At 67.2% G+C, this 26,003-nt stretch carries 24 protein-coding genes; 13 read left to right on the forward strand and 11 right to left on the reverse strand.

Going from position 1 to position 26,003, the window contains the following annotated elements; all coding sequences use genetic code 11:
• The first annotated feature begins 49 nt into the window (after positions 1 to 49).
• From LRH25_RS08375 to LRH25_RS08395, 5 genes are all read left to right on the forward strand, one after another.
• Positions 50 to 1,378 carry a D-amino acid dehydrogenase gene (locus LRH25_RS08375; protein ID WP_343997028.1) on the forward strand — a complete coding sequence of 443 codons (1,329 nt, stop codon included), beginning with the start codon at positions 50 to 52 and terminating at the stop codon, positions 1,376 to 1,378.
• A 37-nt stretch (positions 1,379 to 1,415) separates the two neighbouring features.
• Positions 1,416 to 2,042 carry a LysE family translocator gene (locus LRH25_RS08380; protein ID WP_231010828.1) on the forward strand — a complete coding sequence of 209 codons (627 nt, stop codon included), beginning with the start codon at positions 1,416 to 1,418 and terminating at the stop codon, positions 2,040 to 2,042.
• A gap of 202 nt (positions 2,043 to 2,244) precedes the next feature.
• Entirely contained in the window at positions 2,245 to 4,494 is a 2,250-nt protein-coding gene (locus LRH25_RS08385; protein ID WP_231010835.1) for a M1 family metallopeptidase, read from the forward strand.
• The gene (locus LRH25_RS08390; RefSeq protein ID WP_141290157.1) at positions 4,491 to 5,402 is read left to right on the forward strand and encodes a hypothetical protein; all 912 of its coding nucleotides are present in this window, start codon (positions 4,491 to 4,493) and stop codon (positions 5,400 to 5,402) included. The genes LRH25_RS08385 and LRH25_RS08390 overlap by 4 nt, the downstream gene beginning before the upstream one ends.
• Positions 5,403 to 5,545: 143 nt before the next feature.
• Positions 5,546 to 6,262, forward strand: coding sequence for a YoaK family protein (locus LRH25_RS08395; RefSeq protein ID WP_231010837.1), 717 nt, complete (start codon positions 5,546 to 5,548; stop codon positions 6,260 to 6,262).
• 15 nt (positions 6,263 to 6,277) lie between these two features.
• Here the strand turns inward: LRH25_RS08395 and LRH25_RS08400 are convergent, their stop codons facing one another.
• Together LRH25_RS08400 and LRH25_RS08405 are read right to left on the reverse strand one after the other, a co-directional pair.
• On the reverse strand, positions 6,278 to 7,549 hold the full coding sequence (locus tag LRH25_RS08400) for an MFS transporter (protein ID WP_231010838.1): 1,272 nt from the start codon (positions 7,547 to 7,549) through the stop codon (positions 6,278 to 6,280).
• Between the two features lie 65 nt (positions 7,550 to 7,614).
• Complete coding sequence (locus LRH25_RS08405) at positions 7,615 to 8,748, reverse strand: FAD-dependent oxidoreductase (protein WP_141287919.1); 1,134 nt, start codon at positions 8,746 to 8,748, stop codon at positions 7,615 to 7,617.
• 102 nt (positions 8,749 to 8,850) lie between these two features.
• On the opposite strand from LRH25_RS08405, the gene LRH25_RS08410 reads away from it, so the two are divergent.
• Positions 8,851 to 9,531 carry a TetR/AcrR family transcriptional regulator gene (locus LRH25_RS08410; protein ID WP_141287918.1) on the forward strand — a complete coding sequence of 227 codons (681 nt, stop codon included), beginning with the start codon at positions 8,851 to 8,853 and terminating at the stop codon, positions 9,529 to 9,531.
• 19 nt (positions 9,532 to 9,550) lie between these two features.
• On the opposite strand, the gene LRH25_RS08415 is transcribed toward LRH25_RS08410, so the two are convergent.
• The 4 genes from LRH25_RS08415 to LRH25_RS08430 all read right to left on the reverse strand — a co-directional run bounded on the left by LRH25_RS08415 (position 9,551) and on the right by LRH25_RS08430 (position 12,749).
• A complete protein-coding gene (locus LRH25_RS08415) occupies positions 9,551 to 10,882 on the reverse strand; it encodes a dicarboxylate/amino acid:cation symporter (RefSeq protein ID WP_141287917.1) in 1,332 nt (443 codons plus the stop codon).
• A 77-nt stretch (positions 10,883 to 10,959) separates the two neighbouring features.
• A complete protein-coding gene (locus LRH25_RS08420; RefSeq protein ID WP_170200881.1) occupies positions 10,960 to 11,136 on the reverse strand; it encodes a hypothetical protein in 177 nt (58 codons plus the stop codon).
• Between the two features lie 125 nt (positions 11,137 to 11,261).
• Positions 11,262 to 11,792: a DUF1203 domain-containing protein gene (locus LRH25_RS08425; RefSeq protein ID WP_211361395.1), complete on the reverse strand. Its 531-nt coding sequence runs from the start codon at positions 11,790 to 11,792 to the stop codon at positions 11,262 to 11,264.
• Between the two features lie 183 nt (positions 11,793 to 11,975).
• Positions 11,976 to 12,749, reverse strand: coding sequence for a GntR family transcriptional regulator (locus LRH25_RS08430; protein ID WP_141287916.1), 774 nt, complete (start codon positions 12,747 to 12,749; stop codon positions 11,976 to 11,978).
• A 129-nt stretch (positions 12,750 to 12,878) separates the two neighbouring features.
• On the opposite strand from LRH25_RS08430, the gene LRH25_RS08435 reads away from it, so the two are divergent.
• From LRH25_RS08435 to LRH25_RS08450, 4 genes are read left to right on the forward strand one after another with little or no spacing between them, the layout of a single operon-like run.
• On the forward strand, positions 12,879 to 13,676 hold the full coding sequence (locus tag LRH25_RS08435) for an ABC transporter ATP-binding protein (RefSeq protein ID WP_141287915.1): 798 nt from the start codon (positions 12,879 to 12,881) through the stop codon (positions 13,674 to 13,676).
• Positions 13,673 to 14,668: an ABC transporter substrate-binding protein gene (locus LRH25_RS08440; RefSeq protein WP_141287914.1), complete on the forward strand. Its 996-nt coding sequence runs from the start codon at positions 13,673 to 13,675 to the stop codon at positions 14,666 to 14,668. Before LRH25_RS08435 ends, LRH25_RS08440 begins: the two co-directional genes overlap by 4 nt.
• A 25-nt stretch (positions 14,669 to 14,693) precedes the next feature.
• Positions 14,694 to 15,488 carry an ABC transporter permease gene (locus LRH25_RS08445; protein WP_231010840.1) on the forward strand — a complete coding sequence of 265 codons (795 nt, stop codon included), beginning with the start codon at positions 14,694 to 14,696 and terminating at the stop codon, positions 15,486 to 15,488.
• A gap of 10 nt (positions 15,489 to 15,498) precedes the next feature.
• The gene (locus LRH25_RS08450) at positions 15,499 to 17,868 is read left to right on the forward strand and encodes a hypothetical protein (protein ID WP_231010848.1); all 2,370 of its coding nucleotides are present in this window, start codon (positions 15,499 to 15,501) and stop codon (positions 17,866 to 17,868) included.
• A 118-nt stretch (positions 17,869 to 17,986) separates the two neighbouring features.
• Here the strand turns inward: LRH25_RS08450 and LRH25_RS08455 are convergent, their stop codons facing one another.
• Both LRH25_RS08455 and LRH25_RS08460 read right to left on the reverse strand, forming a co-directional pair.
• Positions 17,987 to 19,879 (reverse strand): caspase family protein, encoded by a 1,893-nt coding sequence (locus tag LRH25_RS08455; protein ID WP_141289287.1) that lies wholly within the window; start codon positions 19,877 to 19,879, stop codon positions 17,987 to 17,989.
• On the reverse strand, positions 19,876 to 20,511 hold the full coding sequence (locus tag LRH25_RS08460; RefSeq protein WP_141289286.1) for a hypothetical protein: 636 nt from the start codon (positions 20,509 to 20,511) through the stop codon (positions 19,876 to 19,878). Before LRH25_RS08460 ends, LRH25_RS08455 begins: the two co-directional genes overlap by 4 nt.
• Positions 20,512 to 20,695: 184 nt before the next feature.
• Here LRH25_RS08460 and LRH25_RS08465 point away from each other — a divergent pair, with 184 nt between their 5' ends.
• Both LRH25_RS08465 and LRH25_RS08470 read left to right on the forward strand, forming a co-directional pair.
• The gene (locus LRH25_RS08465; RefSeq protein ID WP_231010850.1) at positions 20,696 to 21,469 is read left to right on the forward strand and encodes a DUF5984 family protein; all 774 of its coding nucleotides are present in this window, start codon (positions 20,696 to 20,698) and stop codon (positions 21,467 to 21,469) included.
• Between the two features lie 219 nt (positions 21,470 to 21,688).
• Positions 21,689 to 22,213 carry a GNAT family N-acetyltransferase gene (locus tag LRH25_RS08470; protein WP_141289284.1) on the forward strand — a complete coding sequence of 175 codons (525 nt, stop codon included), beginning with the start codon at positions 21,689 to 21,691 and terminating at the stop codon, positions 22,211 to 22,213.
• A gap of 113 nt (positions 22,214 to 22,326) precedes the next feature.
• Here the strand turns inward: LRH25_RS08470 and LRH25_RS08475 are convergent, their stop codons facing one another.
• Positions 22,327 to 23,097, reverse strand: coding sequence for an SDR family oxidoreductase (locus tag LRH25_RS08475; protein WP_231010852.1), 771 nt, complete (start codon positions 23,095 to 23,097; stop codon positions 22,327 to 22,329).
• A gap of 124 nt (positions 23,098 to 23,221) precedes the next feature.
• On the reverse strand, positions 23,222 to 24,169 hold the full coding sequence (locus LRH25_RS08480) for a LysR family transcriptional regulator (RefSeq protein WP_141288191.1): 948 nt from the start codon (positions 24,167 to 24,169) through the stop codon (positions 23,222 to 23,224).
• A 56-nt stretch (positions 24,170 to 24,225) separates the two neighbouring features.
• Between LRH25_RS08480 and LRH25_RS08485 the strand changes: the two genes are divergently transcribed.
• Positions 24,226 to 24,735: a RidA family protein gene (locus LRH25_RS08485; protein ID WP_141288190.1), complete on the forward strand. Its 510-nt coding sequence runs from the start codon at positions 24,226 to 24,228 to the stop codon at positions 24,733 to 24,735.
• A gap of 159 nt (positions 24,736 to 24,894) precedes the next feature.
• Here LRH25_RS08485 and LRH25_RS08490 read toward each other — a convergent pair whose 3' ends face one another.
• On the reverse strand, positions 24,895 to 25,983 hold the full coding sequence (locus LRH25_RS08490; RefSeq protein WP_141288189.1) for a porin: 1,089 nt from the start codon (positions 25,981 to 25,983) through the stop codon (positions 24,895 to 24,897).
• Positions 25,984 to 26,003 lie beyond the last annotated feature (20 nt).

The following is a 26,003-nucleotide window of genomic DNA, read 5'->3' on the forward strand; positions in this document are numbered from 1 at the left end:
CGGAATCTTGCGAGCAGATCGCAAGGCTTCGGCCACTGCCCCTTTCTTTTTGCCTGAAAGAAAGCGCTTTCCCATGAAAGTCATCGTTCTCGGCGCCGGCGTGATCGGCGTGTCCACGGCCTGGTACCTGGCGCAGGCCGGGCATGAGGTCACCGTGCTGGAGCGCAATGCTGGTGCGGCCCGCGAAACCAGCTTCGGCAACGGCGGCCAGATTTCCGTCAGCCATGCCGAGCCCTGGGCCAACCCCAGCGCGCCGCTGAAGCTGCTGAAGTGGCTGGGCAAGGAAGACGCACCGCTGCTGTTCCGCCTGCGGGCCGACCCGGCGCAGTGGCGCTGGGGCCTGAAGTTCCTGCTGGAATGCCCGGCCGCGCGCTCCAGGCGCAACATGATCCAGCTGCTGAACCTGGGCACCTACAGCCGCAGCTGCCTGCAGGCGCTGCGCGCCGAGACCGGGCTGCAGTACGACCATCTCACCAAGGGCATCCTGCACTTCTACACCAGCCAGCAGGAGTTCGACCTGGCGGTGGAGCCGGCGCGCGTGATGCGCGAACTGGGCTGCGAGCGCGAGGTGATCGGCCGCGACGAGGTCGTGAAGCTGGAGCCGGCGATGGCCCACATCGCACCGCAGCTGGCCGGCGCCACCTACACCAGTGCCGACGAATCCGGCGACGTGCACAAGTTCACCACCGGCCTGGCCGCACTCGCTGCCGAGCGCGGCGTGAAGTTCCGCTACGGTGTGCGCGTGCAGAAGCTGCGCAGCGAAGGCGGCGAGATGACCGGCGTGGAGTTCGCCAACGAAACCGGCATGTACGAGGTGCTGAGCGCCGACGCCTACGTGCTGGCCGCCGGCAGCTTCAGCCCGCAGCTGGCCAAGCAAGCCGGCCTGACGCTGGACATCTACCCGGCCAAGGGCTATTCGGCCACGTTGCCGGTGCTGGACGCCGCCAAGGCCCCGCAGGTCAGCCTGACCGACGACGAGTACAAGCTGGTCTTCTCGCGCTTCACCTCGCCCGAGGGCGACCGCCTGCGCATTGCCGGCACGGCCGAGCTGAACGGCTACGACCTGGCGCTGAACCCGGTGCGCTGCGAGGCCATCGTGCGCCGCACGCTGCAACTCTTCCCCGGCGTGAGCCGGCCCGAGCTGGCCAGCTACTGGACGGGGTTGCGTCCGGCGACACCCGGCAACGTGCCCTACATCGGCGAAAGCCGCGTGCGCAAGCTGTTCCTCAACACCGGCCACGGCACGTTGGGCTGGACCCACGGTGCGGGCTCCGGCCATGCGCTCGCGCAGCTGATCGACGGCCGCCGGCCCGAGGTCGACTTCGCCTTCTGCGGCCCGCTGCCGGCCAGGCAAAGCCTGTCGCTGCAACCGGCCTGAGTGGGGCCCGCTGTCTGTCGGCCTCTAACATTGGTCGATGGACATCTCACTTTTCAGCCAGGCCATGTTGGTCGGCCTGTCGATCGCCGCGCCGGTCGGGCCCATTGGCCTCTTGACCATCCAGCGCACGCTGGACCAGGGCCAGGCCGCCGGCCTGGCCACCGGCTTGGGCGCCGCCGCGGCGGACGCCTGCTATGGCGCACTGGGCGCGTTTGGCGTCACGCTGGTGATCGACTGGCTGGTCGGCGCGCGCGTGCCGCTGGCCCTCGTCGGCGGCGCGGTGCTGGCCTGGCTCGCATGGCGCACCTGGCAGGCGCCGGTGGCCGAGCGCGCGGCTTCAGCGCCCGGCGCCGGCAGCCTGCTGGGCTCTTTCGCCGGCACCTTCCTGCTGACGCTTTCCAACCCCGCCACCATCCTGTCCTTCCTGGCCATCTTCGGCGCGCTGGCCGGCAGCTCGGCGCAGCCGGCTTCGCCGGGCTGGATGATCCTCGGTGTGGGTTGTGGCTCGGCGCTGTGGTGGTGGCTCTTGACGGCAGTCGTCGGCCGGCTGCGCCAGCGCTTCGATGTGCGTTGGCGGCGCCGGGTGAACCAGGCCTCGGCGCTGCTGCTGCTGGGGTTTGCCCTGTGGCAGTGGGTCTCTCTGGCGCGCTGGACGCTGGGCTGAACGCTTCTGCAGTTCGTCGCGCCAGCCTGCAACTGGTCGGCGCCAGCGGCATCCTGTCGCAACCGAGGCTCATTCGGCGAAGGCCTTCCTACAGTCCGCCGCGCCGGCTGCGCGGCGCCTCGCCAGCGCGGACGCCTAACATCCGGCCTCTTGCCCAATCCCGGACTCAACCCCAACCAACTCGAAGACTGAGCTCATGCGCATGTCGAGACTCCTGACCGGACTGGCCGCCTCATCGGCGCTGGTCCTGGGTGGCCTGGCCCTGACAGGCTGCCACCCCTCCGCACCGCCGGGCGCCACCAGCGCCGCGGCGACCGCGGCGCCCGCAGCTGCCAGCGCGGCCCTCGTGCCACCGTCGCCCGACGGCATTGCGCTGGCCTCGCCACATGCGGCCATGGTGCGCGAGCCCAGTGCGCCCGGTGCCTGGGGCGGCCCACGCCAGCCCGGCGCGGCCACGCTGTCCGACCGCGTTGTGGACTACCGCATCCAGGCCAAGCTGGACCCGGAGAAACACACCATCGAAGCCCAGCAGCAGATGACCTGGCGCAACCGCAGCGACCGCGAGGTGCGCGCCGTCTACCTGCACCTGTACATGAACGGCTTCGAAGGGCAGGGCAGCACCTTCTTCAGCGAGCAGCGCAACCTCGGTTTCGGCTTTCGCAGCGAGGTGGATGCAAACGAAGGCCAGTGGGGCCACATCGAGCTGAAAAAGGTCCAGCAGGCCGGCGCTGCCGTGCCCTGGTACTTCGTGCACCCGGACAACGGCCCGGAGACCGACCACACCGTTGTGCGGCTGGACCTGCCGCAGCCGGTGGCGCCCGGTGCCAGCACCCAGCTGGACATTGACTTCTTCGACCAGTTGCCGCGCGTCATCGCGCGCACCGGCTACTTCGGCAGCTTCCACCTGGTGGGCCAGTGGTTCCCCAAGATGGCGGTGCTGGAACTGCCGGGTGAGCGCGGTGCCACCGCGCCGCGCTGGAATGCCCACGAGTTCCACCTGCACAGCGAGTTCTACGCCGACTTCGGCCAGTACGACGTGGCCATCACCGTGCCCAAGGGCGTGACGGTGGGCGCCGTGGGTGAGCTGCAGGGCGCCCCGGTGGAAAAGGACGGCTGGGTCACCCACCGCTATGTGCAGGGCGATGTGCATGACTTCGCCTTCACCGCCGACAAGCGTTTCGACACGCCGCTGGAGGCGGATTGGTCCGGCCCTGGCAGCCCTCCGGTCAAGGTGCGGGTGCTGTTCCCGCCCGAGTACGCGCACAACGCGCAGCCGGTGCTCAAGGCCACGCTGGATTCGCTGACCTACTTCTCGCAGACGCTGGGCGCCTACCCGTACAAGACGGTGACCGCCGTGGTGCCGCCGTACAACGCAGAAGAAGCGGGTGGCATGGAGTACCCCACCTTCTTCACCGCCGAGGGCTACAAGGACCTCAGCCCCGGCACTGCGAATGCCTACGGCCTGGACTTCGTGACCATCCACGAGTTTGGCCACGGCTACTTCTACGGCATCCTGGCCTCGAACGAGTTCGAGGAGCCGATGCTGGACGAAGGCATGAACGAGTTCTGGGACATGCGCATGATCCAGGGGCGCGGCCAGCTGAACTCGCTCAGCAGCCGCGGCATGCAGCGCCTGGGCGTGCGTCTGGAAGCACCGACGTTCGAGGTCGAGCGCCTCTTCTCGGTGCTGGGCGAGCCGGCGGACGGCACCGGCGAGAACAGCTGGGACCGCCTCTCCAGCAACAGCTACGGCAGCGTTTACGGCCGCAGCGCCACGGCCTTCCATGAACTGGAGACGCTCATCGGCAGCGAGGCCCTGGCGCGTTCCTTCAAGATCTACTACGACCGCTGGAAATTCCGCCACCCCGCCATTGGCGATCTCCAGGCCGCGCTGATCGAAGGCTCGGGCAAGCCCGAAGTCGTCAACCGCATCTTCGAGCAGCAGGTCTACGCGGCGCAGAAGGTGGACGACCGCGTGAGCAAGCTGGTCAGCGAAGAAGAGCGCCCGCAGCCCGGCACCGTGCAGAAAGACGGCCGCTGGGTCGAGCGCACTGAAGGTGAGATCGACGAGCAGCTGGCGCAGGACCGCAAGGCGTGGGACAAGGCCCATCCCGATGCCAAGCCCGATGCCGCAGGCCCCTTGCCCTTCCGTACCACCGTGACGCTGCGCCGTTACGGCGCCTCGGCGCCCCAGACCCTGGTGGTGCGCTTTGCCGATGGCAGCAGCGAGACCGTGCGCTGGGACGACCAGCGCCGCTGGGCCCGCTACAGCTGGGTCAAGCCGGCCAAGGCTTTGTCGGCCGAGCTCGATCCGCAGGACGAGCATGCGCTGGACACCCACCGGCTGGACAACAGCCAGGTGCTCAAGGCAGAGCCCGCGGCGGCCCGCCGCTGGGCTTATGAAATCGCGGCCCTGGTCCAAACCTTTTACGCCCTGGTGAGCACGCTATGAGTGACGCGGCTGTTTCTTCTTCCTCCGTCCGGGCCACGCTGTGCCTGGCGGCCCGGCAGGCCCTGCAATGGCGCTTGCTGCTGCTGTGGTGGGCGGGCTTGAGCCTGCCGGCACTGCTGCTGTTCCTGCCGCTGTGGCGGGCGCTGGCCTCTTTCGTGGACCATTCGTTGCGCGCGCCGCAGCTGGCCAGCGGCTTCTCGCTGCCGCTGATTGCCGAGATGGTGGTCACCTTGGTCCAGCAGGCGGGCACCGTGCTGCCCGCCGTGGGCCTGGCCGGCCTGGCGCTCACGCTGCTGCTCTCGCCCTGGCTCACCGGCCTGGCCGTGACGGCGGCGCGCCAACCGGCACCGCAAGGCTTTGGCGCGCTGCTGCGCGGCGGCCTGGCCGACTACGGCCGGCTGTTCCGCATCACGCTCTGGGCCTTGCTGCCGTTGGGCCTGGCCATTGCCATCGGTGTTGGCTTGAACAAGGCCGCCGGCCACCATGCCGAGCAGGCGGTGCTGGAAGCCTCTGCCGGCCATTGGGAGACCGCCGCCACGCTCATCGCCGTGCTGCTGGTGCTGCTGGCCAATGCCACGGTGGACGCGGGCCGCGCCCAGTTCGTTCTGCAGATGCGCAAGCGTTCGGCCGTCAAGGCCGGCTGGCGCGGCCTGCGGGTGCTGGCCCCGCGCCACTGGCGCTCGGTGCTGAGCTACCTGCTGATCACGCTGGCAGGCCTGGTGCTGCTGGCCGTCTTCAGCTGGCTTCGCCTGCAGGCCCCAGGCCTGCTGGTGCCTGCCTGGCACCTGCCCGGTTGGCTGGGCACGCTGATCGCGCTGCTGGCCGGCCAGGCAGCGGTGCTGGCGCTGGCCTGGATGCGCTGCGCCCGCCTCTTTGCGCTGGTGGCGCAGGGGCGTGCGGCTGGCTGAGGCGTTCGCGCCATGCCCCTCCCATCTGGGCGAGGGGCGCGCGGCCGCACGGGCGATGTGCGGGAAGTTGAGCGGGACAAAAATGGGCGGCATGCGTGTCTTGCGCTCTGTCTCCCTCACATTTTTCCTCGAAGGACATGCCCATGAGCGCCTTGGCACCCAGCCCCATGAGTTCAACCCGGGCCACCGCGCTGGGCGTCGGCCTGGGTTTTGTGGCGGGCCATGTGGACACGGTCGGTTTCGTCGCGCTGTTCGGCCTGTTCACCGCGCACGTCACCGGCAACTTCGTGCTGATCGGCAGCACCCTGGCGCATGCCGGCGGCAGCGTGACGCTCAAGCTGCTGGTGTTTCCCGCGTTCGTGCTGGCCGTGGCGGCTACGCGGCTGCTGAGCCTGGCACTCGGCCGCCGGGGTATGCCACTGCTGCGGCCCTTGCTGAGCCTGCAATTGCTGCTGCTTGCGGGTTTCATGGTGCTGGGCTGGGCGGCATCTCCGGTGGAACAGCCGCCGGGCGCCCTGGGCATGTGGGCCGGGGTGCTGGGCGCTGCGGCCATGGGCGTGCAGAACGCCGCGGCCAAGCTGGCACTGGGCCAACTCGTGCCCACCACGGTGATGACGGGCAACGTGACCCAGTTGGTGATCGACGCGGTGGACCTGCTGCGTGGCGCCAGCGACGCCGTGCTGCGTGAGCGCATGCGCCGCTTCGTCGGCCCCATCCTGGCCTTCACCGTGGGCGCGGTGGGCGGCGGTTTCGGCTACCTGGCGCTGGGCTTTGCCTCGCTGCTGCTGCCCATCGGGCTGCTGGCCGCACTGGCGCTGACGGAGCGCACGGCGGCCGCCGCGCCGGCAGCGCCCCGGTAGGCGCTGCTGCCAGGCTCAGCCCGCGGCACTGGCCGGCCCGGCCGCTGCCCGTTGCAGGTCGCGCTGCAGCCGCCACACCAGCGTCGCGGTCACCACCGAGGTCGCGGCCACCACGTAGCCGACGACCGGGAAGTGCAGCAGCTTGCCATCTGCACCAAAGGCCACGATGTGGCCGGCCAGCAGCGAGGCCAGGCCGCCGGCCAACTGCTGGATCGCCGCATTCACCGCATTGAACGAGCCGCGCTGCGTGGCCGCCGGCACGGCGCTCACCAGCGCCTGGAACGGGATCATGCGCGAGAAGATGCCGACGAACATCAGCACGTTGACCACGATCACCCACGGCAGCGACACCGCCTGCAGGTGGGTGTAGACCAGCACCATGACGATGGTGACGGCCGTGCCGGCCATGAACACCGGCAGCTTGCCCAGCCGGTCGGCCAGCTTGCCCACCAGCGGGCCGATGAAGATGGTGCACATGCCGGTGACCAGGTAGATCGTCGGCAGGCTTTCCAGCGGAATGCCCAGCGTGTGCACCACGAAGGCACTGCTGAAGGGCATCAGCATGAAGCCGCCGGTGGTCAGCAGCGCGGTGGTCGCGAAGGCGGTCACATGGCGCGGCTCGACAACGGTCTGCAGCAGGTGCTTCAGCGCACCGTGCTGGGCGCCTGCCTTCAGGTGGTCCGCCACCGGCCGCATGCGCCAGGCAATCACCAGCCCGCCGGCTGCGCCAAACGCGGCCATCGCAATGAAGGGCGCATGCCAATCCCAGCGGTTGGACAGGTACAGCCCCACCGGCAGGCCCAGCACCTGGCTGGCCGCAAACGCGGTCTGGATCACGCCCATCACCCGGCCACGAAGGCGCAGCTCGAACAGGTCGGTCGCAATCGCCATCACCACCGAGCCGATCACGCCGGCGAACACGCCGGTGACGATGCGCGCCATCAGCAGCGTGTGAAACGTCTGCGCCAGGCCGCACCACAGCGTGCTGGCGACAAAGCCGGCGTAGAAGAACAGCAGCAGCTTCTTGCGGTCGAAACGGTCCGCGAATCCTGCGGTCAGGATGCCGACCACGCCTGCGCTGAAGGCATAGGCCGAGACGACCAGGCCGAACTGCTCGGTCGTGATCTTCAGGTCCGGCATGATCACCGCGCCCAGCGGCGACATGATCATGAAGTCCAGGATCACCGCAAACTGCAGGCAGGCCAGCAGTCCGGCGACAAAGCGCTGGTAGCCGGTGAACAGCGGCGGTGCGGCGGCCTGTGGCGCGGAGGTGTCGGGCGGTGGCATGCGGTACCGGCTCGGGTAGTGGGTTGGCGAGGCTGGGTGATTGTGGATGCAAGCTTGCCAGCGCTCTATGTCGCACCCTTGGCCTGGTCCAGGAACTGCACCAGGCTGTGTGGCGCGGCGTCGCCCAGGCAAATGGCCAGCACTTCGGTCGAGCCCGCGGCGGCCTCGGCGCTGCGCGGGAAGAGCTTCGCCTCGTAGGCCTGCAGCGCGGCCTGCAGATCGCCGGGGCGCGCCGCGATGGCTTCACCCAACTCGGCGCCGTCGACCATCGCCAGATTCGCGCCATCGCCTGCAGGCGCCATCAGGTGCGCCGCGTCGCCCAGCAGCGTCACGCCGGGAATGCGGTCCCAGCGGTGGGCCGCGGGCAGGGCGTGGATCGGCCGCAACACCGGCGCTGTCTCGCCATCGGTGATGAGCGCGGTGAGCGCCCGGTCCCAACCGTCAAATTCCAGCGCCACGCGGGCCAGCGCGACGGAAGCATCGGCGGCCTCGACCTCCGCCACCCAGGCCATCGGCTTTTGCAGTGCCGCATAGGTGTGCAGCACGCCGTCCGGCTCGCGGTGCGCAAAGATGCCTTTGCCTGGCGCCATCGCGAACAGCGCGCCGCCGCCGACGGCTGTGGCGCTCGCCGGATGGCGGGCGTCGGCATCGGACAGGTAGGTTTCGACGAAGGTGGTGCCGATGTAGGCTGGCACAGCGGCCGATACCAATGGCCGGATCCTTGACCAGGCGCCATCGGCGCCGACGAGCAGGTCGGTTGTGACGCTGCCGCCGTGGGCGAAGCTGAGGGTGTGGCGACCATCGCCCAGTGCTTCGACCGATGTGAGCTTGTGATCCCAGCGCACCGTGCCGACGGGCAGCGAATCCAGCAGCAGGCGGCGCAGCTCGCCTCGGCGAACTTCGGGCCGGCCACCGCTGCCGTCATCGGGCTGATCCAGCAGCACCGCGCCGGTCTTGTCCAGCACGCGCGAGGCCTGGCCGCCGGGATGGATGAGCCGCACAAACGCCTCATGCAGCTTCGCGGCCTTCAATGCGAGCTGGCCGCTGTCCTCGTGAATGTCCAGCATGCCGCCTTGCGTGCGAGCGGTGGGCGAGGCCTCGGCCTCGTAGACGGCGCAGGCGATGCCGTGCACGTGCAGCACCCGGGCCAGCATCAGCCCGCCAAGCCCGGCGCCAACGATCGCGATCATGCGTGTCATCTCGAATCCTTCATGAGTGGGGCGCGACATCGGCCGACGGATGATGCGTGGAACGTCATTCCATGATGATGGAGCGCCGTTCCAGTTGTGTCAACATGCGGCATGGTCAACAAGACACGTTCTCCTCAACGGCGCGGGGACGCCCTCTCGCGGGACCGCATCATCGAAGCGGCCATCGGCCTGCTGGACAGCACCGGCGAAGCCGGGCTGACCTTCCGTGCGCTGTCAGAGCAGCTGGCGACGGGGCCTGGTGCGATCTACTGGCACATTGCCAACAAGGGCGAGCTGCTGGTGGCCGCCTGTGACGCGGTGATCGCCGCCACGCTGGCGGCTTGCGCGGACGGCGAGACGCCCGAGGCCACGGTCCGCGCGCTGGCGGTCGGCATGTTCGATGCGATGGACGCGCATCCCTGGATCGGCTCGGCACTGATCCACGCCGCCGGCCAGCTGCCGACGGTGCGCCTGTTCGAAAGCATCGGGCAGCAGGTGCAGGCACTGGGCGTACCCGCGGGCGGGCAGTGGGCGGCGGTGTCAGCGCTGTGGCACTACATCCTCGGCGTTGGCGGACAGAACGCCGCGAACCGGCGCTCGGCCCAGGCGCGCGATATCGGCCGGGAGGACTTTCTGGGCGAGGCTTCCGCAGCCTGGGCTGCGCTCGACGAGGCCAGGTACCCGTTCACACGGTCACTCGCGGAGCAACTGCGAAACCACGATGACAGCGCCGACTTCCTGGCCGGCATCGACCTGATCCTGGGCGGCATCAAGGCGCAGGCGCAGTCCTGAACACACGCCTCGCGGGCCTTCAGGGCTGTGCCGCGGTCTCCGCCTGCACAAGCTGCTCTTCTTCAGGCATCGGCACCTGCTGCACCAGCGCGGCGTCCAACTGCTGCGCGTCCAGCTGGCCGCACCACTTGGCCACCACCAGCGTGGCCACCCCATTGCCCACCAGGTTGGTCAGCGCGCGGGCTTCGCTCATGAAGCGGTCAATGCCCAGGATCAGCGCCAGCCCGGCGACCGGCACGTGGCCCACCGCGGAAAGCGTGGCCGCCAGCACGATGAAGCCCGAGCCGGTGACGCCTGCCGCACCCTTGCTGGTCAGCAGCAGCACCGCCAGCAGCGTGAGCTGCTGCAGCAGCGTCATCGGCGTGTCGGTGGCCTGGGCGATGAAGACCGCGGCCATGGTCAGGTAGATCGAGGTGCCGTCCAGGTTGAACGAATAGCCGGTCGGGATCACCAGGCCGACCACCGACTTCTCGGCGCCGGCATGTTCGAGCTTGCGCATCATGCGCGGCAGCACCGATTCGCTGGACGAAGTGCCCAGCACGATCAGCAGCTCCTCGCGGATGAAACGCACGAACTTCAGGATCGAGAAACCGTGCAGCCGGGCGACCCCGCCCAGCACCACCAGCACGAAGATCAGGCAGGTGGCGTAGAACGCGCCCATCAGCTGCGCCAGCTGCAGCAGCGAGCCCACGCCGTACTTGCCGATGGTGAAGGCCATGGCACCGAATGCGCCAATCGGCGCCAGCTTCATGATGGTGCCGACGATGGCGAACAGCACATGCGAGAGCTTGTCGATGAAGCTGAAGACGATGTTGTTCTTGCCGCCGAACTTCTGCAGCGCAAAGCCGAACAGCACCGAGAACAGCAGCACCTGCAGGATCTCGCCCTTGGCGAAGGCGTCCACCACGCTGCTGGGGATGATGGCCAGCAGGAAGTCCACCGTGCCGGTCATCTTGCCCGGGCCCACGTAGTTGGCCAGGCCCTTGGTGTCCAGCGCGTTCGGGTCCACGTGCATGCCGGCGCCTGGCTGCACCAGGTTGACGATCAGCAGCCCGATGATCAGCGCCACGGTGGACATGACCTCGAAATACAGCAGCGCCAGCCCACCGGTCTTGCCGACCTTCTTCATGTTCTCCATGCCGGCAATGCCCAGCACCACGGTGCAGAAGATGATGGGCGCGATGATCATCTTGATCAGCTTGATGAAGCCGTCGCCCAGCGGCTTCATCGCCTCGCCCCATTGCGGCTGGAAGTGGCCCAGCAGCACGCCAATCGCAATCGCGATCAGCACCTGGGCATAGAGGGAGCGGTACCAGGGCGCGCGCGGCGCAGCAGCAGCAACAAGGGGCATGGCGGTATCCGGCGAGGGCAGTGAGGGAAAACCAGGATTCTTCCGCCCCGGCACGTTTCCCGCCATGTGGCGTCTACTTAGCCCTTTTGGGCAGGGCTCTTGCCGGTCTTGCTCGCCTTGCCGGCCGTCTTGCGCACCTGGCTTGCGTTCTTCATGGCCACCGGCGCTGGCTTGCCCAGCTGCACGCTGGCCTGGCGGATCAGGTCGCGGAAGAACTCTGCCGCCGGCGTCAGCGGCAGGCTGGCGCGGCGCACGATGCAATGCCGAGCGCACTGGCTGGAAGAGGCGCCGCGCGCGCATGCGCAAAGCCTGCCCACTGGGCGCGCAGTGCCAGCAGGCGCGCCGGGCCTCCGATTCAGGCGCCTCAAATAGAGAGCGATCAAAAGCGGTCCACCCGGCACTGGAAGCAGTTGAACTTCGAGCGGATGTGCACATAGGCCACGTCAACATCCGCCAGGATGTTCTCGCAAGCCGCCGCCAGCTCACTGCCGGCTACCACTGCGCCGGTCTCGTACTTGATCCAGTCCTTGCTGTCATACCCGCGAACAAGCGCCGGCTGCAGATGGGCAAACCAAGCCGGCAGCCGGTCCGCCTCGCAGTGCGCGCAGTCCTGCGCATGCAGAAAGATCGGCCCCGTCTCCGCATATGGCTGCACCAAACCAAAAGGCCGGTACGCCAGCACCAACATCTCGTCCCCCTCGGCAATCAGCTGCAAGCAATGTCGGCAAGGATTGGCCCCACCCTGCGCCACCCGCCGCAAAGCCGCCTGCCCATTCGCATCCGGCCCGCCCTCGCGGAACTGCCGCACCTCATCACTCGAAATCCCCCGTACCCGAAATCTCATCGCATGCGCTCCTGTGTTGTATTCGCCGCTGGAGGCGATGACAGGATTGCAGCGCGTTCTGTGCATCAACGCTGGTTGGAATCGGACTCGTGATTTGGGTGACGTGGCGGCAGACGGTCTGATCGGGGTACCGCGGGCGGATCGCCGCGACGCGCGCAGGGGTGCATCTTGCTCACCAGCCACCCGTCAAGTTGCCTGCGCGACCGATCACCGGCCTCATCTGGCGTGATGAAGGCCCCACCCACCTTCTCAGGACTCGACCCGGAACGCGCTGCTCATTGTGAACGCATAGCGCTCTGGCCGGATGTAGAAGCAGGAGTGGTCGCAGCAGCGGCCGTCGCTGAGAAAGGAGCTGCGTTCCATGACCAGCAGCGCGGTGCCGGGCGGCACGGCGAGGGCTTCAGCCAGTGCTGCGTCGGCGCCGCGGGCGCTGATGGCGATGTCCGCGCGAGCCGGGCGCTCGCCCATCAACTGGGCGATCAGCGCGTAGGCGGGCTGGGCTTCCAGGGCTTGCCAGCTGAGCTGTGACAGCGCGCTGGGCAGGTGGCTGAGGCCCAGCGCAACGGGCGTGCCGTCCACGCTGTGCAGGCGCTTGAGCAGCGTGAGCTGGCGCGCCGGGGCGAAGCGCGCCGCAAGTTCGTCCGGCACTTTCACGCGGCGCTTCTCCAGCAGCTGCATTTGCGCGTCCAGCCCCTGCAGGCGCAGCGATTCATGGAAGCTGCGCAAGGTGTCCAGCCCGTGGCGGACCTGCTTGCCGGCCACATAGCTGCCCTTGCCCTGGCGCCGCACGATGCGGCCTTCGCTGGCCAGCTTGTCGAAGGCCAGGCGCACGGTGACGCGGCTGACCTGGAAGCGCTCGCCGATCTGCGCCTCCGAGGGCAGGCGGCCACTGGGTTCGAACAGCCCGGCCTCGATCTCCTCCTGCAGCCGCGCGGCGATCTGCGCATAGAGCGAGGTCGCGTTTTCGCGTTTCAGGCGGGTCCGAACTTGCGGGCTGGTGGAGGTGGCTGCAATTTCCGTCATAAGCACAGTCGCAATTCGCGTTTGGCTAACTTGCATTAGAACGTATTATTTTAAGCATCATGCAGCCCCATCCGTGTGCCTTGCATGCCACACCCCGCCTGTTGCGACCCGCTGTTTGAGACCGCACCAATGTCCTCGCCTTCACCCTCTGGTTCCGCCGCCGGGCAGCTCGCGCTGCAGGCCGTGGACTTCGCCTATGCCGACGGGCGCAGCATCTTCCGCCAGCTGTCGCTGACGGTCACGCCCGGCGAATTCGTCGTGTTGCTGGGGCCTTCGGGCTGCGGCAAGTCCACGCTGCTGAACCTGCTGTCGGGCTTCATCCAGCCGGACCGCGGCACCGTGAGCATTGACGGCGAAGCCGTGCGCCCCGAGATGGACGCGCTGGGCTATGTCTTCCAGTCGCCCAACCTGTTCCCGTGGCTGACGGTGCTGGACAACGTGCGCTTCGGCCTGCGCATGCGCGGCGACCTGACGCCTGCGGCGCAGCAGCAGCGCGCCCGCCAATACCTGGCGCTGGTGGGCCTGGCCGACGCGGCGGAGCAGTTCCCGCACCAGCTCTCGGGCGGCATGCGCCAGCGCGTGGCGCTCGCCCGTGCGCTGGCACCCGAGCCCAAGCTGCTGCTGGCCGACGAGCCTTTTGGCGCGCTGGACGCGATCACCCGCCGGCACCTGAACGAAGAGCTGCTGCGCCTGTGGAGCCAGCTCGGCCAGACGGTGGTGTTCATCACGCACGACATCGACGAAGCCGTGTTCCTGGCCGACCGCGTCGTCGTGCTCGGCCGAGCGCCGCAAGGCATCGACACCCAGCTGACCGTCGACCTGCCCCGGCCGCGCAGCTTCGCAACCACGCCCCGATTGCCGCGTTTCCTCGCCTGCCGCGAGCAGCTGATGGATCGCATTGCCCACGTCATGGAGAGAGCAGTATGAACAACCGCCGCCAATTCCTTGGGGCTGCGGCCCTGTTGTCTTTGCCCGCCTTGCCTGCGCGCGCACAACCGCGGCCGCTGCGTGTCGGCTGGGTCTATGCGATGGCCAATGCGCCGGTTGTCGTCGCCGACCAGAAGCGCTTTTTCGCCGAAGAAGGCCTGCAGGTCGAGGTCAAGCAGTTTGGCGACGGGCCGGTGCTGGAGCAGGCCATGGCAGCCGGCGAGGTGGACGTGGCCTACGTCGGCGCGCCGCCGGTCTACCAGTGGTTCTCGCGCGGGCTGGACGCGCGCATCCTGGCCAAGGTGAACTACGGCCAGGCGGCGGTGATCGCCAGCCAGGCCAGCGGCATCCGCAGCGTGGCCGAGCTGCGGGGCAAGCGGCTGGCATCGGTGGCCAAGGGCAGCGGCATGGACGTGCTGCTGCGCGGCATTGTGCTGCCCGAGCATGCCAAGCTGGACCCGGAGAAAGACCTCAGCATCCAGTCCATGCCGGTGGGTAACATGAATGCCGCGCTGGACCGCAACATGGCCGACGCGGCCTTCACCTGGGAGCCGTTTGTCAGCCAGGCCTTGCTGCGTGGCAGCAGCCGCTTGGTGCTGGATGTGAATGCGGTGCTGCCGTCCTATCCCTGGTACGTGATCGCCGCGTCAGCTGCAGCGCTGAAGGACCGCGGCCCGGAACTGGTCAAGCTGCTGCGCGCGCACCGCCGCGCCATTGCCTTCCTGCAGGGCAACGCGGCCGAGGCCGACAAGCTGATCGCCCAGACCTTCAAGCTGGAGACGGTGCAGGCGGCGGACGGCCGCACGATTGCCGCCGAGGCCATCGTGCAGGAAGCCCGCAAGCGCCTGGGCTGGGCCGACAAGCTGGAAGCGCGCGACCTGCAGTTCATCCAGCGGCTGATGGATCGCTCGCAGGAGCTGGGCTTCACCGCACGGCCGCTGAAGGTCGAGCAGGTGGTGGACCTGGGCCTGTGGCAGAAGTCGGTTGGCTGAGATGAACACCGCATCCCATCCTGCCATGCAAGCCGTCGCCACGCCTGTTGCCCGCCCTGGCCTTGCGGCGCGACTGTTCGCCCGCGTGCTGCCCTGGGCGTCCTTGCCGCTGTTGGTGCTGGCATGGACCATCGCCGCCAGCCGTGTGCCCAGCTATGTGCTGCCGCAGCCCTGGGAAGTGCTGGGCGAAGGCCTGCGCTGGCTCAAGGACGGCAGCCTGTTGAGCAACCTCGGCCACAGCCTGCTGCGCGAATTCATGGGCTTTGGCCTGGCCGCGGTGCTGGCGCTGCTGCTGGGCGTGGGGCTGGGCCTGTCGGCCAGGCTGCGCAGCTTCATGAGCCCGCTCAACAGCCTGTTCATGGCGATCCCGCCCATCGCGTGGACGCCGCTGATGATGATCTTCCTCGGCCTGGGCAATGCGTCCATCGTCGCGGTCATCGTGCTGGCGGCCATGTTCCCGATGGCGCTGACGATCCAGGACGGCGTGCAGTCCATCCAGGGCGGGCTGGTGCGCGCCGCGCGCACGCTGGGCGCCGGCCGCGCGCAGCTGCTGCGCCACGTCTACCTGCCGGCCTGCCTGCCCTGCGTGACGGCCGCGCTGCGCATCGGCTTCAGCCAGGCCTGGCGGGCGCTGGTGGCGGCCGAGATGATCGGCGCGTCACAAGGCATTGGCTGGATGGTCTCGACCGGCGGGCAGATCGGCAACAGCAGCCAGGTGCTGCTGGGCATCTGCCTGATCGGCCTGATCGCCTGGCTCACCGAGCGGCTGGTCTTCCGCCGCCTCGAAGCGCACTACACCCACTGGCTGGGCCAGTCTTGAGGAACCTGAAATGACACTCGCTTTCAACCCAGCCGATGCCGGCGACTACATCGCCCCGGTGGGCCTGTATGCGCGCAACAAGTCGCTGCCTTTCCTGGGTCGCGTGCAGTGCGAGCGCAGCCAGCTGGTGGCCGGTGAATGGACCGAGCTGACGCTGGTCTACGAAGTGGGCGGCTCGGGCCTGGCGGACGGCGCCTGGCTGAAGCTCGCGTTCAAGTTCTATTCCGATTGGGCGCTGTTCCAGACCAGCGACCCGCGCGGCGCGGACTTCGTCTCGGCCGAATACCAGGCCGGCCCACTGGTGCCGGGGCAGAGCCCGGCCACGGTGCAGCACCTGAAGGTGCGCTTCGACCAGAAGGGCCACGAGCGGCCGTTCCAGAAGGCGGTGCTGATCGACATCGTGGACGGCTACCTCAACCCCGGCGACCGCATCGTGATCCGCCTGGGCGACCGGCGGCATGGCGGGCAGGGCACGCGCGTGCAGAGCTTCGTCGAAGCCGGTTTCCGCTTCCGCATGTTCATCGACCCGCTGGGCAGCTCGAAATTCGCCGAGGTGCCGGGCGACTGCGTGTTCGACATCGTGCCCGGCCCGCCTGCGCACCTGGGCCTGATCGCCCCGCGGCTGATCGGCACCGAGGAGTCGTTCGACGCGGTCGTGCGCCTGGACGACGCCTGGGGCAACACCTGCCGCGAACTGCCGCGCGCCGGCACGCTGAAGCTGCTTGGTCCGGACGGCAGCCAGCAGGAACAACACTTTGCGCTGGCCGATCAAGGCTGGGCGGTCGCGCGTGTGGCGGGCCTGTCGTTGGCGCAACCAGGCGAATGGCGGCTGGAAGCCGCGCTGGACGGCACGCCAGGCCTCAGCACACGCGCATTCGTCAACATCGCCCAGCGCGATGGCCTTCGCCCGCTGTATGCCGACCTGCATGTGCACTCGGACGACACCATCGGCACCAACGACACGCTGTACAACCTGAGCTACGGCCGCGACGTGGCCGGGCTGGACGTGCTGGGCTACACCGCCAACGACTTCAACATCACCGAGAAGCGCTGGGACGCCGCGGTCGAACTGATCCATTCGCTGAACGAGTCCGGCCGTTTCGTCTGCTACCCCGGCACCGAGTGGTGCGGCAACTCGGCTGCGGGCGGTGACCGCAACGTCGTTTTCCTCGGCCACGGCAAGCCGCGCTTCCCGTTCGATGCGCAGGGCCGGCTGGTGCGCAGCTTCGAGTGGAACGAACACACCGCCGGCACGCTGAAGCCCGGCGCCTGGCCGGTGGACGAGCTGTACGCCGCCTATGCCGACGACCCGGACGGCCACCTGATGATCCCGCACGTGGGCGGCCGGCGCTGCAACCTGGACTGGCACCACCCGCAGCTGGAGCGCCTGGTCGAAGTGGGCTCGGCCTGGGGCCAGTTCCACTGGGTCTACGCCGAGGCGCTGGAGCGCGGCTACCGCGTGGGCGCCGCCGCCAACAGCGACGAGCACCAGGGCCGCTGCGGTGGCGGCGTGCCGGCCACGGCGGTCTTCGGCTCGCGCGGCGGCATGACCGGCGTGCTGGCCGAGCGCTTCGACCGCGACGGCGTAGGCCAGGCGCTGCGCGCGCGGCGCACCTTCGCCACCATCGGCGAACGCAGCTACGCCGCGCTGCAGCTCGGTGCGCACTGGATGGGCGAGGTCTGCCGCAGCGCCGGCGGGCAGCCGCTGCGCTACCACCTGCTGGGCGATGCGGGCTGGGAATCGGTGCAGCTGTTCCGCGGCGAAAACGCCGTGTGGGAGCGCAACCTGCACCAGGAGCTTGGCTTCTCGCTGCAGCGCATCCGCATTCGCCTGGGCGGCGCTCGCATCAAGGACCGCTATCGCGCCGCCTGCTGGCGCGGCACGGTGGAAGTCAAAGGCACCCCAATAGGCGGCTTCGAGTCCTTCGGCTTCGACAACCCTGAGCAGACCTGCTGGCGCGAGAACACCACCACGCTGGCCTTCCGCACCGCCACGCATGGCGACACCGACAGCATCGAGCTCACGCTCGTCGCGCTGGTGAACGCCGAGATCACCGTGCGCGCCCAGATCCACGGCTACGTGAAGGTCGGCGACCCATTGGACCCACCAGCCCACCCTTACGCGCCAGACGTGGAACTGAAGATCAGCGGCCGGGACTTGTTGGAGCAGCACGCCCTGGTGCGCGAACTGCCCGGCGCCGAACTGCGCGTCAGCATCGAGCGCATCACCGAACAGCCACTGCCCCGCGACCTGCAAGGCGAGATCGACCTGGCCTCGCTGGCGCTGGACGCAGACCGCGAACACCCGCTGTTCATCACCGCCCGCCAGCGCGACCAGTCGCGGGTGTGGACTTCGGCGTTGTTTGTGCGCTTGGGTTGAACATGCAGGCGGCTGGCTTGCCACCGCTTGCAAAGGGGTCGCTTCCAGGCGACCTGCGGAGCCTTTCGGATAAGCCTGAGGGGCGGCGCCCTTGTGGTCGTTTGGTGGAACTCAGTGGTCATCCCTGAAGCGGTCGCTCGTCGGAGGTGGTGGCATCCAAGAGGAACCAGGGTTGTCTGTCCGGTAGCGTCAGTGCAGCGAGTACAGAAAGCGCCTTGGTGACCGCTGTGGCGGGCGCGGGCATCATTGACGGCCAAGTCGCCAAGAAGTCCGTTGTTCGGAACACGTCACGCCCGATTGCCCATACAACGTTCTCGCCGCCGCGCATGACTTCGTCGTTGAAATGCGCCAGGTTGGCGGGCATATATGCGGAGAGGCTAACCCCGTCGAGCCGCCACAGCGCTTCGTCAAAGACCTCATCAAGGTCGAATAGTCGCGCGGCCTTGAGCAGCACTGCAATGGTTGCCATCGGCCGCTCGATTAGCTCCGCGACCCCCGAATAATCGCCAGACATCTTGGCCAGGAGGTAAGCCAGCGCATCCTCTGCAGGCAGATCGCCGCGGGCGACCCGTCCACCTGAAGCGGCCAAGGAATAGAACAGCAGTCCGGCGAGGCGCTCGCCTTCGTCCATCAGCCCGACCTCCGATGCCTGGGCAAGACAGATGCACCAGGCACTTGCTTGCGAGTCATTCAGTGCCACCAACGATCGCTCATAGTGCTCAAGGATCAATGGCAGCAGCACCTTGATCTGATCGACCGCCTGCGCTCTCTGTTCTTCCGTTCGGGCGACGTAGGGACCGGCCGCCGCCCACCCCAGCGCCTGTGAGACCCGCAGCGGAAGGAAGTACAAGTCCGCCAGCCCGCCATTTCTCGATGACAGCAGCGCGAACCGATCAGCTGACAAGCTCGAAATGAGGCGAGCGTTGGCATCCAGCAGGGCCTTTGCCACTTCTCCCGTCAGTCTTTCGGCGACTGCGTGAGCCGCGGGATTCTCGACGTGGGGCAGTAAAGAGGCGGCGAGGATTGCCGCCGCTAGAACGCTCCGGTAGGGGTCTTCGCACTGGGCCGCCCGCTGCAGGAAGGCCGCGGCGAGACGTTCGATGACGGTAGCGATCTGGTCGGAAGGCAGGTTGGGAGCCTGAACAATCGACCACACCAGACGCTGGAATCGCTTCTGGCTCCAATCACCGGATACGGACAAATATGTGGTCCAAAGCGCGTCCTGGTTCGCTTTAACGATGTCATCAGTCTGGGTCGGCCAGGTCTGCACGAAGTCGCGCATGCGCTCAAGTCCGTCATTGCTGAAGCGTGGGTTGCGGCAAAAACTTGGCGGCCCGTAGAGATTGAGTCCCCAAACGACGGGGTTTTGCCCCTCGGGTTGAAGCTTGGCAGCAACTCTGCGGCCAATGTCCACCAGGTCCAGAGCACTGACTGTGTCGTTGATCACCTCTCTGCCCTCTATGCAATCGAGCAGCGCGTTGGTTCCCAACCCGCCGGCGGCGGTCTCACCGGCGTACTGGTTACGTCCGGACGTTGCGACGAGTGTGAGGGCGGGGGTACCAACGTCCCCGAGCAGCTCGGGCTTGAGCAACACGCCAAGATCGTCCACCAAGCCGCCACTTTCGCAGGCATCAATGATGATGTTCGTCTGCCGAGGTGCGGCCTCGTTGATGCTACGGAACAAGTCAGCCAACGCCAACGCCGAAACAGACTGCGCGGCTTTCATCGTGTCCTTCAACCACATGTAGAAGCTGCCAGCGTGTACCCCTCCGTGGCCCGCGAAGAAGAAGGTGAAGGTCTCAATCTCTGGACCCTTAAACAGCATGTCGCGCAGCACTGCTCGAACGTCATCGAGCGTCGGAGACCGCAAGAGGCGAGATCTGCCACCGTCATACCACGGTGACTTTGCACTCACGAGTGCATCGAAGATGCGCTGGGCGTCAGGCTCTGCGCCGGTTAGTGGACCCGCTTCGTTGTACTCGTTGCAGCCGATAGCCAGCAAAACTCTCACGGCGCCTCTCCGTAGCGTGCGAACCGAGCCTTGCGCTGGATTTCCTCCTCGATGGCCTGGGCGGATCGAATCTCATCCAGTTGCTGGATACGCTGAAGCAGCTCTGGCGGTGCCGACTCCTGCGCTCGCCGAAAGCGCTCAAAGGCCTCCGGAGACAGATGAATCTGAGGCCGTTGCACATTTCCGTGTTTGTCCGCGCTGAAGCGGATGGTCTCGAGCATGGCCGCAAAGCCCTCGATCGGCCCGCCTGCCGATAACGCGTCGACCACGTTTCCGCTCTGGTCACAGGCCGCCGAAATGGTGGCGTACATCATTCGCTGGAACTGAGCGTTCAGGTCCTCGACAAGTTTGTCCACGTAGCGCGAGATGGCCGAAAGGTCGTGGTTCACCAGCTCATCGAACTGAATGGCGACTTCGGAGGAGTGCTGTTGCATCCCAGCGTTGTACGCATTGGGCAGTCCGGGGTGACTCCAGTCGCCCCCGTGGCGGAACCGCTGCACGTTCTCGGCTGGGATGAGCTGGGACATTCGCAGTTTGAGGGCGTCGCCTAGAAACTTCATGAACTCTCGCTCGAACGCCTCTGTCGCGGACTTGTCGTGAAGGAAATCGACTCGGTTGGGCGATGAACTCATAGCATTTGGGGCTGGCTATTACCTGTGCTTGAACTGCCTCTTGCATCTTGGCGTGCAGCGGCCATGGCGCCTTTGCGTTTTCACGCACGGGAAGCTGCCACTGGGGCTGACCGCTCCTGGACGCTCACCGACACCGGCCGGCGGTGCTGTGCATGGCCTCAGTCGCGCAGCTACATTCTGGGCCATGCTGTTTAACTTCGAACTTCGACCGCTCGCTGAGATCAGGCCCTGGGGTGAGCCAGGGGCTCAGCGTCTTCACTGGTATGGGCTGACCGATAGTGAGTTCTGGATCGAAGTAGGTGGATCCAGGCTCCTGGAGTACAGCGAGGACGCTCAGCGGCACGGGACTCCGCGGTTCTGTGACTACCAGGCAGCGCGGTTGTACGAAGACGTCATCGCGCTTGCTACGTACGCTCTCGAGCGTATCCCTTTCGACTTGGTACCTTACATCTCCGGCCAAGGCCGCGATGCAACGCTGGCCAAGTTTTCGACTTGGTGTGACAAGAACGCCGAACGAGATGACGATCAGTATTGGTCGACCATCGACTGCGCGAGCAGTTGGATAGGCAAACGCGAGCTGGATACTGCGTACCTGACTCCTTCAGCGGACGTCTTGATGTGGTCAGACATCTCGATGGTTCACATTGAATGGGACAACCGGGAGAAGCTTTTCGATGGTCTCGGCGCATGGTCGGCGCTGTTCGGCAACTACAGTCTGGCCCGATCGGACTTCGTGGCGGAGTGCATCAGCTTCCATGAGCGGCTCATGAGCAGCATGGCGGAACGGGTTGGGCGCGTAGCGGCGGGCGCACTCTCGCCTGAGATCCACGTCGACCTAGAAGGGCTGCATCGTGAACACCAGATGCGGATGCGTCTCTCGGAGGTGCAATTCGGCGAACTGCCTTCGCCGACCGATTGGCAGGCTGTACGACAAGCGCTGAAAGCGATTGGCGCATAAGCGGACCGCCCAACCCATGCTGCTCCGAAGCAGCCCGTTGCGGGCGTCTGAAAGTGGCCGACCAGCGACGCCGGCAGCACTGCTGCTCATAATTGACCACCATCCGCACGGCCGCGATCATAGGCGCCACGACATTGCTCCGCATCGAAGCGGATGCCTCTTTGTATGGGCAACAGCCCAACCGCGCTGGAAGCTCGCAGCCATCAATCGCCTTGCACGATGCCCACGCTCACCACCGCCCGCTTGCGCCTGGAACCTTTCACGGACAGCCACGTGGCGGGGCTGAATGCCTTGAACGCTGACCCGGAAGTCATGCGCTACATCTCGGGCCGGCCCGAGACGATGGAAGAGACCGTGGCGGTAGTGGCGCGGGTCAAGCAGCGCTGGGTCGAATTTGGCTATGCGTGGTGGAGCTTTTTTGATGTGGCCAGCGGCGAACTCGTGGGCGCGGGTTGTCTGCAGAACTTGCGCCGGGAAGCGAGCGTGCACCCAGACCCGGCCTGTCCGCTGGAGATTGGCTGGCGGCTTCGTCGTGATCGCTGGGGCCAGGGGCTGGCCACCGAGGCTGCGCAGGCCATCGCCTGCTTTGCATTCGACGACCTGCACGCCGATGAGCTGTATGCGGTCTGCGACCCCGCCAACCTGGCTTCGGCCAATGTCATGAAGCGCCTGGGCATGCACTTCCGCGGCCTTCAGCGTTGGTATGGACAGGACCTGTCGACATACAGCATGACCCGCCGCTGAATGGGCCTTCGGGGGCAGCCGCGCGAAGACTGCGTGTGCGCGGCCAGCCGGTGTCGACAGAGGCTGTTGTGCCCGCGTTCAGGTCTGCTCGCGGCGCGCCAGGGTCCAGTGGCTCACACCCCTTCCTTCGTCGGCATGATGACCACCTGCTGCAGGTTCACGTGCTTGGGTTGGGAGACGATGAAGCCGACGACCTGGGCCACGTCTGCGGGTTGCAGGAAGTCGATGCTCTTGGCGGCATTGGCCAGCCAGTCCTTGGCGCCCTGGAAGGTGACGTGGTCCTGCAATTCGGTGGCGACGATGCCGGGCTCGATCATCGAGACGCGGATGTTCTTCGGGCCGAGCTCGATGCGCAGGTGGCGGGTCAGGTGGCTGACGTAGGCCTTGGTGGCAGAGTACACGGCGAAGTACGGGAACAGGTACTGGCCGGCGATGGACGAGGTGTTGATCAGGTCCACGGTTCCGCCCTTGGCCGCGGCCTCTTCGAGCTGCGGCACGAAGGCCTGGATCACGCGCATCGCGCCGCTGATGTTCAGGTCGATCTGCTGCTGCCATTCGGCAGTGTCCTGCTGGCCGATGGCGCCGGGCAGCATCACGCCGGCGTTGTTGAAAACCAGGTCGATGCAGCCCCAGGTCTTGCGGATGGTGGCTGCCGCGAGGTCCAGTGCGGCTTGGTCGGTCACGTCGACCGCGAGGGCAAGCGCCTGGCCGCCAGCCGCGCGGATTTCGGCGGCGAGTTCGTCGAGCGCGGATTGGCGCCGCGCCAGCAGCGCGACCTTGGCGCCGCGGGCGGCGAGCAGGGTGGCCGAGGCGCGGCCAATGCCGCTGGAAGCGCCGGTGACAACGGCCACGCGGCCGGCGAGATCCTGAAGAGCGGAAGTCATGAGTGTGTCCTTGAGTTCGTTGAGCGTCGGAAGGTCGACGGGATGAACTCTAGGATTCGGCACTCGCTACCGGTAGTGAGCGGCGGGCCACAACACTCGCAACCAATGGTTGTGAATGCTGCGGCTACGTCCCGCGCTTCGAGCGTGTTTTCAGCTCGGCCAACGGGACGTTGAAGTCGGTACTGTCCTTCAAGCGCTCGACCGTGAAGTCGATGAAGCGGCGCAAGCGGCCCGGTATCTCGGCGCGCTGCGCGTAGTAGAGGTACAGGCCCATGCGTTCGCTGAGCTGGTTCGTCAGCAGCGGCACCAGCAGGCCGGCGCGGATGGGCGCCGCGGCGTTGATGCTGTCGATCTGGCCAATGCCCAGCCCTGCGATGACGGCCTGCATTTCCGCCTCCGGGTCGTTGCTGCAGAGCACGGCAGGCACGGTCTCGAAAACGGTCTCGCCCTTGACGCTGAACTCCCACAGGAACGGCCGCCCGGTGCCGGGCTGGCGGTAGCCGGTGCAGCGGTGCTGCAGCAGATCCGCCGGCTTTTTCGGTGTGCCGTGCTGCGCCAGGTACGCTGGCGACGCGCAAACGATTTGCTGGATGGTGAACAGCCGGCGCGCGATGACTTGCGCCGTCGGCGCGCTGCCAGCCCGAAAGCCCACGTCGATGCGTTCGCTGACCGAGTCCGTCATGCCGTCTTCCAGCAGCAGGTCGAACTCGATGGCAGGGTGCAGCTCGCAGAACGCTGCCAGCAGCGGCACCAGCACCTTGCGGCCGACCGCGCCGCCGGCGCTGACGCGGATCAGGCCCTCATCCTCGCGCACCGCGCTGCGCGCTTGCGCCAGCGCGGCGGCCAGCCCATCCAGGTTGCCCCGCACCGCCTCGAACAGCCGCTGGCCTTCTTCGGTCAGCGCGCTCTTGCGGGTCGTGCGGTGGAACAGCCGCACGCCCAGGTGCTGCTCCAGTTGCCGCACCGTCTTGCTGACGGCCTGCGGCGAGCTGCCCTGGGCCAGCGCGGCCTGGTTGAAGCTGCCGAGTTCAGCGGCGCGCACGAAGGTGGACAGGGCTCTCAGTTCGTCCATGGGCGGGATGGCGAGGTTGGATGGAGGCGGGTGGCGGGCCGCGGTATAACGCGCCAATGACCATAGCAGCCTCCCCAATTTCTCCCGCTGACCAACGCTTCCAGCAGGTGGCGGCCCGGCTCGCTGCCGAGCTCGGCCAAGGCTTCGATGGCGAGATCAAGATCGGCGGACATTACGTGCCGCTGCTGCAGCACGGCGACACCGTCCACCTCAGCGGCCAGATTCCGCGCCTGGGCGACACGGTGATGGTGACCGGCCGCGCGGGCGATGACGTGTCGCTGGCCCAGGCGCAGCAGGCCGCGCGCATCTCGGCCATGCGCTGCCTGGTGCTGCTGCAGCGCCACCTGGGCAGCCTGGCGCGTGTGGCCACGCTGCTGCGCATGGGCGTGTTCGTGCAGTGCGGCGCTGGCTTCACGCAACACAGCGAGGTGGCGGACGCGGCTTCGGACCTGTTGCACGAGGTGCTGGGCGACGCGGGCCTGCACACGCGCACCTCGGTGGGCGTCTACCAGTTGCCGAAAAACGCGACGGTGGAGATCGAACTGTCGGCCGCGGTGCTGCCGTGAACGGACTCGCGTGACCAACTGCGCGGACGGGGACTTCGAGCACCCTGCGGTGCCCGAGGGCGACCCGCTGCGGCCGCATTGCCTGTACCGGTTGACGCAGGCCGAGTGGCGGCAGCGGCAGCCGACGATGCCGCCGGCCGCCTTTTCCTCAAGGCGCTTTTAGAACGCCTTGCGCAGGCCCAGCTGCACCGTGCGTTCCTGAGAGATGTAGTCCTTCAGGTCGCCGGTGGACATCGAGGCCGAGGCGTACAGGAAGGTCATCTTCGAGAAGCCGTAGCGCACGCCCAGGCCTGCCTTGCCCAGCGTGGCGCTCACGCTGCCGCCGTCGTTCTTGTACTTGACGTTGGAGTAGTTGCCGCCAAAGGTCCAGTTGCCCACAGGCGCTTCGAAGCCGACGGTGTAGTTGTCGGTGTCGTGCGCGACGAAGCTGGTGTCGGTGGCAACGGTCAGGTTGGTGCCGGTGAAGGCGCCGTTGCCGCTGGTGGTCGTCAGGTTGCGGTTGCGCTGCACGCCGCCCAGCAGCTTGACCGGGCCGAAGTTGTAGTTCGCGGCAATCGTCAGCGACTCGTTGCTCTTGTCGTCACCGCCGTTGCGCGGCTTGTTCCATTCATACGAGACGCCGGCGTAGACCGCGCCCGCCTGGTAGACGCCGCCAATGCCGTGGAAGCGGTCAGCCGTGCCTTCGCCCGGGGCGATCTGGAACTGCATGCTGAAGCCGGAGAAGTCCGGCGTGCGGTATTGGACGATGTTGTTGGCGCGCGGTGCGTTGAGCCAGAAGGGCAGGGACTTGCCCTTGTTGGTCACGGCCGTGCCGGGGTTCAGCGAGAGCGCATTGCCGAACGGGTCGGACTGCCACATCACGCTGTCTTCCAGGATGTACTGGCGGCCGACGCGGATCTCGCCCAGCTTCGCATCGCTCAGGCCCACGTAGACCTGGCGGCCGAAGGCGAGGCCACCCTGGCCCAGCGTGCCGGTGTCGGCGTTCAGGCCGGCTTCGGCGACCACGTTGGCCTTCAGGCCGCCGCCCAGGTCCTCGATCGTCTTGATGCCCCAGCGCGAGCCGTTCAGGCCGTTGACCACACCGTCGTTGACCATCCAGTTGTCGTCCGCACCGGACTTGCTGCCGGCCATGTAGCGGGTCACGTTCACGTCGATCAGGCCGTACAGCGTGACAGTGGAGTCGGCATGTGCCGCACCGGCCGCCAGCGCCGCGGCGCCAGCCAGGGTCATCAGGGAAATCTTCTGCATGTGGGAGTCTCCATCCAGTG

Source organism: Ideonella azotifigens, from assembly GCF_021043325.1.
Classification (GTDB): Bacteria; Pseudomonadota; Gammaproteobacteria; order Burkholderiales; family Burkholderiaceae_C; genus Ideonella; species Ideonella azotifigens.